Annotated in this window: 10 protein-coding genes and 1 tRNA gene; 5 read left to right on the forward strand and 6 right to left on the reverse strand. The window is 61.6% G+C overall.

From position 1 onward, the window contains the following. Positions 1-65 precede the first annotated feature (65 nt). The 3 genes from QZ648_RS07885 to QZ648_RS07895 form a co-directional block, all read right to left on the reverse strand. Positions 66-1,571, reverse strand: a complete 1,506-nt coding sequence (locus QZ648_RS07885; RefSeq protein WP_291996626.1) for a TRAP transporter large permease subunit — start codon at positions 1,569-1,571, stop codon at positions 66-68. Further along, positions 1,571-2,158 (reverse strand): TRAP transporter small permease subunit, encoded by a 588-nt coding sequence (locus tag QZ648_RS07890; protein WP_169064878.1) that lies wholly within the window; start codon positions 2,156-2,158, stop codon positions 1,571-1,573. The genes QZ648_RS07885 and QZ648_RS07890 overlap by 1 nt, the downstream gene beginning before the upstream one ends. A 299-nt stretch (positions 2,159-2,457) precedes the next feature. Next, complete coding sequence (locus QZ648_RS07895) at positions 2,458-2,586, reverse strand: hypothetical protein (RefSeq protein ID WP_291996627.1); 129 nt, start codon at positions 2,584-2,586, stop codon at positions 2,458-2,460. A 175-nt stretch (positions 2,587-2,761) separates the two neighbouring features. Here QZ648_RS07895 and ydiK point away from each other — a divergent pair, with 175 nt between their 5' ends. The 3 genes from ydiK (at position 2,762) to QZ648_RS07910 (ending at position 6,082) form a co-directional block, all read left to right on the forward strand. Further along, positions 2,762-3,886 carry an AI-2E family transporter YdiK gene (ydiK, locus tag QZ648_RS07900; protein WP_169064879.1) on the forward strand — a complete coding sequence of 375 codons (1,125 nt, stop codon included), beginning with the start codon at positions 2,762-2,764 and terminating at the stop codon, positions 3,884-3,886. Between the two features lie 136 nt (positions 3,887-4,022). Next, positions 4,023-4,628, forward strand: coding sequence for a riboflavin synthase (locus tag QZ648_RS07905; protein ID WP_169064880.1), 606 nt, complete (start codon positions 4,023-4,025; stop codon positions 4,626-4,628). 545 nt (positions 4,629-5,173) lie between these two features. Then, positions 5,174-6,082 carry a PEP-CTERM sorting domain-containing protein gene (locus QZ648_RS07910; RefSeq protein WP_169064881.1) on the forward strand — a complete coding sequence of 303 codons (909 nt, stop codon included), beginning with the start codon at positions 5,174-5,176 and terminating at the stop codon, positions 6,080-6,082. A 122-nt stretch (positions 6,083-6,204) separates the two neighbouring features. Here the strand turns inward: QZ648_RS07910 and QZ648_RS07915 are convergent, their stop codons facing one another. Next, on the reverse strand, positions 6,205-7,305 hold the full coding sequence (locus QZ648_RS07915; protein WP_291996628.1) for a hypothetical protein: 1,101 nt from the start codon (positions 7,303-7,305) through the stop codon (positions 6,205-6,207). Next, positions 7,302-8,654 carry a tRNA 5-hydroxyuridine modification protein YegQ gene (yegQ, locus tag QZ648_RS07920; protein ID WP_169064899.1) on the reverse strand — a complete coding sequence of 451 codons (1,353 nt, stop codon included), beginning with the start codon at positions 8,652-8,654 and terminating at the stop codon, positions 7,302-7,304. Before yegQ ends, QZ648_RS07915 begins: the two co-directional genes overlap by 4 nt. Before the next feature lie 114 nt (positions 8,655-8,768). Here yegQ and rng point away from each other — a divergent pair, with 114 nt between their 5' ends. Together rng and QZ648_RS07930 are read left to right on the forward strand one after the other, a co-directional pair. Further along, complete coding sequence (gene rng / locus QZ648_RS07925; protein WP_291996629.1) at positions 8,769-10,223, forward strand: ribonuclease G; 1,455 nt, start codon at positions 8,769-8,771, stop codon at positions 10,221-10,223. Positions 10,224-10,323: 100 nt separating this feature from the next. Further along, a tRNA-Met gene (locus tag QZ648_RS07930) sits at positions 10,324-10,400 on the forward strand. 608 nt (positions 10,401-11,008) lie between these two features. On the opposite strand, the gene QZ648_RS07935 is transcribed toward QZ648_RS07930, so the two are convergent. Continuing rightward, positions 11,009-12,415, reverse strand: a complete 1,407-nt coding sequence (locus QZ648_RS07935) for a hypothetical protein (protein ID WP_291996630.1) — start codon at positions 12,413-12,415, stop codon at positions 11,009-11,011. Between the last annotated feature and the right edge of the window lie 22 nt (positions 12,416-12,437).

The following is a 12,437-nucleotide window of genomic DNA, read 5'->3' on the forward strand; positions in this document are numbered from 1 at the left end:
GTCAGCATTCCCTATATTCCTGTTGCCGTCGCGCGGCGACCTTCCCGCCGACGGCAGCCTGCCGCCTACTTTTCCTTGTTCTCCTTGAGCATGTCGAGAATAGCGTCGGTAGCCGCAGCCCCGGGCTTTTGCTGCTGTCCGTCTGGCGCGCCTTCCGCAGGCGCACCGTATCCGCCGCCACCTCCGTACGAGGAACTCGGCATCTCGATCTCGACCGAATCGAGATCCACCTTGACCTCCTTGTCGAGGCCGAAAGTCACCAGTTGCGGGAACGCAATCAGGATGCCGACCATGACGATCTGGATGCAGACAAAGGGAATCGCACCCCAGTAGATGTCGGTGGTCTTGACCGACGCCGGCGCGACCGAGCGCAGGTAGAAAAGCGCAAAGCCGAAAGGCGGATGCATGAACGAGGTCTGCATGTTCACCGCCAGCAGTATTCCGAACCAGATCAGATCGATCCCCAGTGATTCGGCAACCGGTCCGAGCAGCGGCACGACGATGAATGAGAGTTCGAAGAAGTCGAGGAAGAAAGCGAGCAGGAAGATCAGGACGTTGACCACGATCAGGAAGCCGACTTCACCGCCCGGCAGCCCGGTGAGGAGATGCTCGACCCAGCGGTGCCCGTCTACACCGTAGAAAGTGAGGGAGAAGACGCGCGCGCCAACCAGGATGAAGACCACGAAGGTCGTCAGCTTGGCGGTCGTATCCATTGCCTGCTTGAGCAGGCTCAGCGTCAGGCGTTTGCGCGCCAGGGCCATGAGCAATGCGCCGGTGGCGCCCATGGCGCCGCCTTCGGTCGGCGTTGCGATACCCATGAAGATCGTGCCGAGGACCAGGAAGATCAGCATCAGCGGTGGCACCATGGTGGTCAGCACGCGTAGCAGCAGTTTGCTGCCATGCAGGGTGCGCGCTTCCGCTGGCAGTGCCGGTGCCCACTTGGGCTTGAAGATAGCGACCAGCAGGACATAGCCAACGTAGAAGAGAGTCAACACGATAGCCGGCAGGAAGGCGCCCTTGTACATGTCGCCGACCGACTTGCCCAGCTGGTCAGCCATGATGATCAGTACCAGCGATGGCGGCAGGATCTGGGCCAGCGTTCCCGACGCAGCGATGACGCCGGTGGCGAGCTTGGTGTTGTAGCCGTAGCGTAGCATGATCGGCAGCGAAATCAGTCCCATCGAGATCACCGACGCGGCGACGACACCGGTGGTCGCGGCGAGCAGCGCTCCGACGAAGATGACGGCCAGCGCCAGGCCACCACGCATTGGGCCGAATAGCTGCCCAATGGTGTCGAGCAGGTCTTCGGCCATTCCTGATCGTTCGAGAATCAGACCCATGAAGGTAAAGAAGGGAATGGCCAGCAGCGTGTCGTTGTTCATGATGCCGAAAATACGGTCCGGCAGGGCCTGGAAAAGTTGTGGGCCGAGCAGGCCGAGTTCGATGCCGATCAGGCCGAAGAAGATGCCGTTGGCGGCGAGCGCGAAGGCTACCGGGAAGCCGACTAGCAGGAAGAGGACCATCGAAGCAAAGATGATCGGCGCCATGTTGTTGATCAGGAATTCGGTCATCAGAGTTCTCCCTGTTTGGCTTTGATGGCTAGCGCGAGTTCTTCTTCAGCGGTCGGCGTGTGCGACTTGGCGCCGGGATCCGGACACCGGCCCTGCACGAAGCCAATGCGCTTGATCAGTTCCGAAAAGCCCTGAATCACCAGCAGGAAAAAGCCGATAGGGACCATCAGGCGAACCGGCCAGACGGTGAGGCCGCCGGCGTTGCTCGATTGCTCGTTGGTTTCGTAGGCGAGGACAAAGATCGGCCACGACATGTACATGATGGCGATGGCCATCGGCATCAGGAAGAAAATGATGCCGAAGATGTCGATCATCGCCTGGCCGCGCCGGGAGAAGCGACCGGCGACAAGGTCGATACGCACATGCTCGTTGCGCATCAGAGTGTAACCGGCGCAAAACAGGAAAATCGCCGAGAACAGATACCACTGAATCTCGAGAAAGGCGTTCGAGCTGTAGTCGATGGTGTAACGCATGACGGCGTTACCGGCACCGATCAGGGTGACGATCAGCACCAGCCAGATGATGCTCTTGCCGACGCGTTCGGTAAGGCCATCAATCAGGCTTGAAAGCTTGAGTAAACCATTCACGGGAAAATCCTCCTTTGACAGCTGGAAACGCGGCCCTCGCAGAGCTGATCACATGCCAGTCGCCTCTTCATCGGGCGGCTTGGCTCGGCTGCGGTACCAAAAAACTATGGGCCGCAAACATGGCGGCACGATAGTCGGCCGATTATGGCACATCTTTTCGCTATGCAAGCGCGCTTGTTAAACATGAAAACCATGCTGTCGGGGTGGTAAAAGGTCTTGCCGATCAGGTGTTTAGGCGAAAGCCATGTGCCAGCACAAGAGGCGTTGCGCTGGCGCCGAGCGAGCTATGCTGCCGTCGCTCAGCTGGTTTCTCGCTGGCGCAGATCCGGCGCCTTGCCGTCGTCCGGCTGGATTCGATAGCGGGCCGTGTAGCGGACTGGCAGAAAGCGCACGGTGAGCAGGGCGGCGTCAATCAGATCGCTGATCAAGTGTGCATTTACCGCACGTATTCCCTGCGAGCGTTGCCAGCCCCTCACGCTGCGGGCGTCGATTGCGCTACCATGCCCCGTCAGATTGTCCTCTCCTGTTATCCGTGCGCGCCATGACCCGCTGGCGCGTGCAGCAGGAGCCTCCCAGCGGAAGCACGATGCCGAAGAGTGAATGATGAATAGCCCCAGAACCGAAGTCGCCCGAACAACCCTGGCCGTCCTTTTCATCGGCGTGCTGATTGCCGCTTCGGGCTGGATCCTGAGGCCGTTTCTGCCGGCCCTGATCTGGGCGACGATGGTTGTCGTCGCCACCTGGCCGGTGATGCTGCGCGTGCAGCGACAGCTCGGCAACCGGCGTGCTCCGGCGGTGATGGTCATGACCCTGCTGGTACTCCTGGTCCTCGTCGTTCCCTTGTCGTTGGCCATCGCGACCCTCGTCGAGAACGCTCACCACATCGTCAGTTGGGGGAGGTTTGCCGCAAGCTTCGAGGTGCCGCCACCCCCTGACTGGGTTCCCAACCTGCCGCTGATCGGGCACAAGCTCGACCAGGCCTGGATGCAGCTGGCGGTGGCTGGAACCCAGGAACTGACGGCCAAGATCGCCCCCTATGCGGGCAATCTGACCAAGTGGTTCGCCAGAGAAGTCGGCAGCTTTGGCCTGGTTTTCGTGCAGTTTCTATTGACCGTCGCCCTGTCCGCAGTTCTCTATTCAGGCGGCGAACAGGCCGCTGACGAAATGCTGCGGTTCGGTCGCCGCCTGGCCGGTGAGCGCGGTGAAGGCGCCGTCGTGCTGGCTGGGCAAGCCGTTCGCGCGGTCGCCCTTGGCGTCGGCATTACGGCGTTTGTACAGTCGGTACTCGGTGGCATTGGCCTGGCCATCGCCGGCGTACCTTTTGCGCCCGTGCTGACTGCCTTGATGTTCATGCTCTGCATCGCCCAACTTGGGCCGACGCTGGTGTTGGCACCGGCCGTCGCCTGGTTGTACTGGAGTGGCGATACCGGCTGGGGCACTTTCCTCCTGGTGTGGACGGTAATCGTCGGGACCATGGACAATTTCCTGCGTCCGCTGCTCATCAAGCAGGGGGCCGACCTGCCCTTGCTGCTGATTCTCGCTGGCGTCATTGGCGGCTTGCTGGCCTTCGGTCTGGTCGGCATCTTCGTCGGCCCGGTGGTCCTGGCGGTCAGTTACACTCTGCTCGAAGCCTGGTTGCGTGATGATCCGATTCGGCCAGGTGCGCCGTCGGCGAGCATTGCCGAAGCGCCCGTCGCGGAGAAAAAGGGCCAATCGGCTGGCGGCTGATCGCTGTCCTTGCTGTTGTTCTCGGTCGGCGAAGTCAAGAGCTGGGCGAGGCCGGCGGCAAGGGGCGGCATGCTAGAATCCAGCGCCCTTCCGCCCAGCAACCATCCAGCAATCACCACTCTACTTGGGCTTTTTTATGTTCTCTGGAATCATCGCCGCCGTTGGCCAAATCACCGCCGTTACGCCTCGTGACGATGGCGCTGCAACCGTTCGCTTGACCATCGACGCCGGCAAGCTCGACCTTGATGACGTCGTGCTCGGCGATTCGATTGCCTGCAACGGCGTCTGCCTGACAGTGGTCGATCAACTGGGCCCGTGTTTCTGCGTCGATGTTTCCCCGGAATCTCTGGCCTGCACCGTTGGCCTCGCCGGACCTGGCCCGGTTAACCTCGAGAAAGCCCTGCGGCTGGCCGATCGCCTCGGGGGGCATCTGGTTTCCGGGCACGTCGACGGCATCGGCGAGGTCTTGCGTTTCGACCCGGTGGGCGACAACCGCCTGCTCGAAATCGGCGCCCCGCAAGCGCTTGCCAGGTATATCGCCCGAAAGGGGTCAATCACGGTTGATGGCGTCAGCCTGACGACCAACGCGGTAGACGGCGCCACCTTCACCATCAATCTGATCCCGCACACGCTCGAAGCGACCAGCTTGGGTCGCTTGCAGCCCGGTAGCCGGGTAAATCTCGAAATCGACCTGATCGCGCGCTACTGCGAACGGCTGTTGAGCGCCCATGAGGAGCAGTGAGGGCGGCCTGATTCGCGTTGGTTCGCGTCGCCCGTAACAAGCGCTCACGACTGATCGCCTGCGGAGGTTGTCGCGTCGACAGCGGCGCTCGCGGTCTGCAGGATTCTTCCAGGCAGGCAGGAATGAATCTCTCCCTGCACCAGCAGCGGACCGTCGTCGGCGCGCATCCCCAGCGCGAATGCGACCTGGCCGAGCGTGGGCCACTATCGGTGCCAGAAAGAATCCCTTCTCGCGCGTGAAGGCGGCACGGGGTCCGGCAATCCCTCCGCTCCTGCAAAGCATGCCAGCGCGCTGAAGATGACGGACCCCGTGACTTAGTTCATAACCAGCTGCCGGCTCGACGAGAGATACTTGATTCCGAAGTCGAGCCAGGCTGTGGATTCGCCTTCCCCGCTCCGAGAAACCTTGCCGGGCTTCAAAAGCGGATGTGCGTCGCGTCCTCGGTTGGCACGGCAATGATTAGTGGTCATTGCCTAGTGTGCTTGTGCCCCCTGAAGCGCGGTCTGAAAAACCATCATTCAGTTACTTCGGAACGGAATCGTACCATGAATATCTCTTCTCGCAAGCCTGAGGCCTGCTCGAGGTCGACCGTAGCTGGCCGCATCCGCCGCTGTCTCGCTCCCGCCTTGTTGGTGGCTGGCTTCGCCGCCCTGGCGGTCAGTGCTTCCGACGCCAGCGCAGGCACCGTCTACCAGGACTGGAACTACGCCATCGACTCGTTTACTGACGGCTCCGGTGGGGCGTCTTACGAAGAGCGTGGCCTGGCCTTCCGCAAGATCGGCTCGACCGGCTACTTCGCGATCAGTGGCGGGATGCCGCTGGCGGGGGTGACCAACGCCGGTGCCCGCAATGGGAGCATTGCCCCGGGCGATCTCTATCTCAACTTCTCGTCGCACAATCTCGACACGCCAGGCGAGTTCAATGACCCCAGAGTGTTCGGAATTCGCTTTGCCAGTGCCAACGACTCGCTTGGCAACGGCACCCCCGGCGTCAGCAATACGACCCTTGGCTTGTTCAAGAACCTGAGCGTCGTCAATCTGACCTTGGCGAACCAAGGTTACGCAAGCTTGCAGGCTTACTACGATGCCGGCTTCGGGCGGCCCACGGGCAGCATGGGTGACCTGAGCTCGACCACCGACGTGACCAACTACTTCGGCAATCGCGACATCTATGCCAACATTGCCAGCGGCGCCCTGGTGTCGGCTATCAGTTCGCTCAACAAAATCCAACTAGAGAACCTGGGCCTTGATTTTGCCCACTTTGGTGCCGTCGGCCCACAAATCTTCGGCTTCTCTTTTGACCTCGCCGCGCTGCCTGGCGGGAAATTCACGGCGCATTTCTTCGAGGAATGCATCAACGATGGTATCGCCTTGTACGGCACGGTACCCGAACCGGGGACGCTCGCGCTCTTCGGCCTGGCGCTCGCTGGCTTCACCCTTCGCCGCCGTCGCTAGATTTGGCGCCTGGCCGGCGCACGCCACAAGGAGGTGGGCGAGGTGTGTGCCGATTCCCCCACATGAATGCTGCCCATCACCGCCGCACTTCGTGTCGGCATCGGTGTCGGCGCGGCTGCCAGCTAGGCCTGCCGAGTGCTCAGCCCTAGCCATGGCAGCAGCACCGCCGCCGCATCTTCAGCGCCCGAGGGCGTCGGAATCGGCGGCGCGGCCTGGCGCCACAAGGCCTCGAGTGAGGGCAGCAGCCGACCGGCAAGCAGCTCGCCAGCGCTGATTTCCCTGCAGCGGCCGTGCGTTTGCAGCCAGTCGATCAGGAAATCCTGCTCTGGCCAGTCTTCACGGCGCAGGTAGAGCAGCGGCGTGCCGTTGCAGGCGGCTTCGGCGAAAGTGCCGTAGCCGGGCTTGGTAAGCACCGCGTCTACCGAACGCAAGACATCGGCGATCGATAGCCCGAGAGGTTCGAAATCGCTGACGCTCGGATGTGTGAGCTGCCAGGCCTGTGGAATCAAGCAGCGTACGCCGGGGATCGCTGGCCAGGCAGCAATGGGCAGCTCCTTCTCGAAGCCGCCAAAAGCGATCAGGACCAGGCGCTCGTCCATGCCGCTGCCCAGCCGTTCGCGCAGGGCCTTCCGACAGTCGTTGCCGAGTGCGGCCAGCGGGCCGATGGGGCGTAGCCGTGGCAGGTCGGCCATGGCCATTCCCGGTGTCGCGCGCAGGAAGCACTCGGCACTTGCATACGCGTCCAGCATCTGGCGATGAATGGCCTCTGCCCACTCCTCCCTGGCGAAGAAATGGGCAAAGAGCTCGGCCCAGTTCAGCGAGCACATGGACACCGACGGGATGCCGGCGCGTGCGGCACCGGCCAGCGGCAGGTAGGCAACGTCGCTGAACACCAGATTGGGCTGCAGCTCGCGGAAGAGGCGGGCATCACGATCAACCAGGCGGTCCCAGTCGGCGTGCTGACGGCGATAGGCGAGCGCCGTCGCCTCGAGGTCGAGGCTGACGGCATCGTGCATCACGTAGCCGAAGTCGCTGCGCTCCTGCAGGTGGGTGAAGTCGGCCATGACGCGTGCCTGCAGCTTGTCGGTGGGCAGGCCGCTGCGGATGGTCAGGCGCAGTTCCGGCAAGCGCTTGCTGAGCGTGTTGAGCACCGGCGCCGCCTGCGCCAGATGACCGAATCCATGCGCCGAGATGTCGACAAAGAGGTGCGCCGGCTGCTTCATTGCTGGCCGGAGGATGAGACGAAGCGCGCCAGCATCGCGCCGGGCAGTTCCGTTGGCAGAGCAATCCACACCTTGTGGCCGTTGCCCGGAGCGACGCGGATTTCGGCACCGCCGAGGTTTTCCATGCGCTCCACCGTGATGACGCGATTGCCCGAGGGGTGGATGATCTCCAGCCGATCGCCGACCGAGATGCGGTTCTTTATGTCGATCAGCGCCAGCGCCCGCGCCGCGTTCCAGTCGATGACGTCGCCAACGTAGAGGCTGCGTCCCGACTCCGAGTGGCCACGCAGGTAGTTCTGCATTTCGTGTTCGTGGTGGCGCTGATAGAAGCCGTCGGTGTAGCCGCGATTGGCGAGGCCCTCGAGTTCGCCGAGCAGGCTGGGGTCGAAAGGGCGGCCGGCAACGGCGTCGTCGATGGCGCGCCGGTAGACCTGTGTGCTGCGCGCAACGTAGTAGGGCGATTTGGTGCGCCCCTCGATCTTCAACGAGTCGACGCCGATCTCGACCAGGCGGCGGACGTGCTCGACGGCGCGCAGATCCTTCGAGTTCATGATGTAGGTGCCGTGCTCATCCTCTTCTATCGGCATCAGCTCGCCCGGGCGCTCCTTCTCTTCGAGCAGCCATTCGCCGCTGCTGCTGCCCGTGTTAGCCATGCCGGCCGCGCTGCCCGCGTGGCCGGCGCCCATGCCGACAGCCGCCTCGGCGTCCGCCGGCTTCACTTTGTAATCCCAGCGACACGAATTGGTGCAGCTACCCTGGTTGGGATCGCGATGGTTGAAGTAGCCGGAAAGCAGGCAGCGGCCCGAGTAGGCGATGCACAGGGCGCCATGCACAAAGACCTCGAGTTCCATCTCCGGGCATTCCTGGCGAATCTCGGCGACTTCGTCGAGCGACAGCTCGCGCGACAGGATGACGCGGCTGATCCCCAGTTTGCGCCAGAAGCGTACCGCCGCGAAGTTGACCGTATTGGCCTGCACCGAGAGATGCACCGGCATTTCCGGCCAGGTTTCGCGCACCATGTCGATCAGCCCCGGGTCGGCCATGATCAGCGCGTCGGGCTGGAGCGCCACGACCGGCGCCATGTCGGCCAGGTAGGTACGCACCTTGCGGTTGTGCGGCAGGACGTTGCTGACCACGTACAGTTTCTTGTCGGCGGCGTGTGCTTCGCCAATTGCAGTGGCCAGCGTGTCGAGATCGCCGAAGGCATTGTTGCGCACGCGCAGGCTGTAACGCGGCTGGCCGGCATAGACGGCATCGGCGCCGTAGGCGAAGGCCGTGCGCAGCATCGTCGGCGAACCGGCAGGAGCGAGCAATTCGGGAGAGGTCGCGGTGGAGGGCGAAGCAGGGATCAAGGCTGAGATGGCAGGAATCCGGGGAGGGGGCGTGACAGGGTACTAAGAGTAGAATGCGGCGAATCGCGATTCTAACCGTATTTCTCGCCCCATTTTCCAGAGCACCAGCCCATGTCTGAAGAGATCCTGATCAATTTCACCCCGCAGGAAACCCGCGTTGCGGTCATGTATCAGGGCGCCGTGCAGGAACTGCACATCGAACGCTGCGCCAGTCGCGGCTTCGTCGGCAACGTCTATGTCGGACGCATCGTACGCATCCTGCCGGGGATGCAATCGGCGTTCATCGAGATTGGCCTTGACCGTACCGCTTTCCTGCACGTCGCCGATATCCGCGAGCCGCGGCAGAATGACGAACCGCTGCGGCCGATCGAGCGACTGCTCTTCGAAGGCCAGAGCCTCCTCGTGCAGGTCATCAAGGATCCGATGGGCAGCAAAGGGGCGCGCTTGTCCACGCAGGTATCGATTGCCGGGCGGATGCTGGTCTATCTGCCGCAGGAGAAGCACATCGGCATTTCTCAGCGCATCGAGAAAGAAGCTGAACGTGAAGCCTTGCGCGAAAAGCTCTCACGTCTGGTGCCCGAGGACGAACCGGGCGGTTTTATCGTGCGCACCATGGCCGAGAACGCCAGCGAAGCCGAGCTGGCCAAGGACATCGAGTACCTGCGCAAGACCTGGCGCGATATCCAGGCCCAGTCGACCACCGCCGCACCGCCCGCGCTGCTCTATCAGGAATTGTCGCTGGCGCAGCGGGTGCTGCGCGACTTCGTCAATCCCGAAACTTCCGGCATCGTCATCGACTCGCGCGAGAACTTCTCGCGGCTGACCACCTTTGCCGCCGAGTACACGCCGACTGTTGCGCCCCTGCTCGAGCATTACACCGGGCAGCGACCGCTGTTCGACCGGCACGGCGTCGAGGACCAGATTCAGAAAGCACTTGCCCGCCGGGTCGATCTCAAGTCGGGCGGCTACCTGATCATCGACCAGACCGAGGCGATGACCACCATCGACGTCAATACCGGCGGCTTCGTCGGCGTGCGCAACTTCGACGACACCATTTTCAAGACCAATCTCGAAGCCGCGCAGACCATTGCCCGTCAGCTACGTTTGCGCAATCTCGGCGGCATCATCATCGTCGACTTCATCGACATGGAGAACGAAGAACATCGCTCGGCAGTGCTCAGCGAGTTCAACAAGGCGCTGGCGCGTGACCATACGCGCCTGACGGTCAACGGTTTTACGGCGCTGGGTCTGGTCGAGATGACGCGCAAGCGGACGCGCGAATCGCTCGCGCACGTGCTGTGTGAAACCTGTCCAACCTGCGAAGGCCGCGGCGAAGTGAGAACCGCGCGTACCGTGTGCTACGAGATTCTCCGCGAACTGCTGCGCGAAGCGCGCCAGTTCGACGCGCGCGAATACCGCGTGCTCGGCAACCAGGCGGTCATCGACCGCTTCCTCGACGAAGAGTCGCACGGCCTGGCGATGCTCTCCGATTTCATCGGCAAGCCGATTTCGCTGCAGGCCGAGCCCAGCTATACGCAGGAACAGTACGACATCGTGCTGATGTAATTTTCGGCCGCCGTTCGCCAGGCGCTGCACGATGGCGTCGACTATCGGTATCGTTCGGCTTGACCCCTGGCGGGCTGGGTCCTATAATCTGCCGCCCTGAGGTGATGTAGCTCAGTCGGTTAGAGCGATGGATTCATAACCCATAGGTCGGTGGTTCAATTCCACCCATCACCACCAAAGAATCAAACATTTAGCCCGGCCAACAAGGTCGGGCTTTTTGTTGGGGTTACGCCGGGGTTACGTTTGCCGTAACCAAGCCGGCTTCTTCGCTATCTTCGACGGGGCGCCGTTTTACCCAAGCTGCGCGTACTTCAGCGGCATCGTCGAGCTGCCGCCCGTTCCAGATTTCGAATTCTGTCGAGCAATTCCGCTACAGCAACTCCGTACCGAGCCCGCTCGTTCAGTGCTGACGCCCACGGCCTGACTGGTAAGGTCCGTTTTGGTAAGCATCCGCTCGATAGTTGCCGCCGCAGTCACCAAGCACTATCGCCCGGCCAGCGCCTTGGTTGGCAATCTCTTTGGCAAGCATCCTTGATTGCAGCTTTCCCGTTGAGAGTGTGGCACACGACGCCTGTTTTCTATCTGTTAGCAGGGACTACCGCAAGCCGCGTATTTCGCCGCTTTCGCGCTGCTACGGCACTGCTCTCAGCCGCCGCCGTCTCTGCCTGTGGATTGATGGTGTCTATCGGCGAAACGGCATTTCAATGTCGTCATCAATCGGTGCTCGTGTCTTTCGCTTTCACCTTGCCCTGTGAAACGAGCGCTGGCACCTTTGCCCACACCATCTATCCTAGCCTCTTCCCCACTGCCCCCAGCTGAGGGAGACCATATTTCCGGATGTCGGCCCGAATTTGATCTGATAGATAGAGGGCTGTCACGTTTTCCAAGGCCGTGGTCTCCTTCGACCGCCGAAACTCCTCGGCCTTCTCCCAATTGAGAAATTGCTCGTCCTCAACCTGTCCAGAGTCGAGGTTTACGACCGACCACCGTTCGGCCTGGGGCACCTTGCGTACCCCGAAATTGCGAGTAGACGGCGAGAGCTGCGCTTCAACCAATTCCACACCCCATGATCGGCCAAGCTTCGCAACTGCGGCGGGAACAATTCGGTCGTAGAAGGTTTTCAGACCATCAGCATTTGCCCAGGGGAAGCGCTTGGCGTGAAGCCTCCCCGGCAACCAAGCTATTCCCGCATAGCCCTGATTGGCGGCCAGCAGGAGCATCATTTTCAGCCCGGCATCGAGCCAATGATGCAGGTAGGGGTTAAGGGGCGGAGGTTCCACGTCGTCATCCCAATCGAGGATGTCGGCTTCTGTGTCGGTTGCCGACCGTCGCGTTTTCCCTTCTTGGATGGCATGGCGAAGTTCTTGATTCCAGTCGCTCTGGATTTCTTCGAGAAAGAGCAGGCGCAGGCGTTCAAGCGTAAAACGGTCGGTGGTGCGCACGTGGGCAATGATATTGGGGACGTCGAAGTGAGGCCCCCGGTACTTCGTGGAAAGATTCGGCGCGCTAATCAGCCACTCGGTGTAGTTTTCGCCACCGGGGAGGACATAGGGCACGTACTTATTGAGGCTCTTGACTTGGCCGTAGAATCCCTCTGCAGCCAAACGCTGCGCCATGTGGTCAACTAGCCGCCGCCCATATGCCATAGCCTCGCGAGCGCTGGGAAACCACCGGTTTACTGGATGCGGAGCCAGTTTCTTGCGACCGCGTGGAACGGAGAAGGACCAGTATCGATTCCGTCCAAACAGTCCAACATCAACTTCCACATGGAGCCAGATGCAAAGCCCGAAGGTTCGATCTATGAAATGCAACAAACGAAGTTCGTGTCGGCCGCGCCTCATCGTGAGAGGCGGCAACTCGATCGGTCGCAGTTGCTTCTCGTAGCGGACGGTCGGCACATACCGGTCGGTTACGTAGCGCTGGAGTTCAAGCTCGCAAGGTGGGTGGTGCGCAAGGAAAGCGAGCAGTTGGTCAATCTGCAGAGAGGGGTGCGGGGATTTCTCCAGCGCGGGGATAACATTCGACCATTCAATCTCGACAGCGCTCACCCCTTTGCTCTGCAGGTTGCGAATGGTGCCAATCCACTGCTGCGGCGTCGCTTTGTCTTGCCCACAGGCGGTAAGGCGCCGCCGGAGGGCGGACCAGAGCTTTAACGGCGAAAGTTCGTATTGCTGACCAGTTTTAGTTCGCATGGCTCGTGACTGAAGCAGCGAT

This window comes from Candidatus Accumulibacter sp. ACC012, from assembly GCF_907163155.1.
Taxonomy (GTDB): domain Bacteria; phylum Pseudomonadota; class Gammaproteobacteria; order Burkholderiales; family Rhodocyclaceae; genus Accumulibacter; species Accumulibacter delftensis.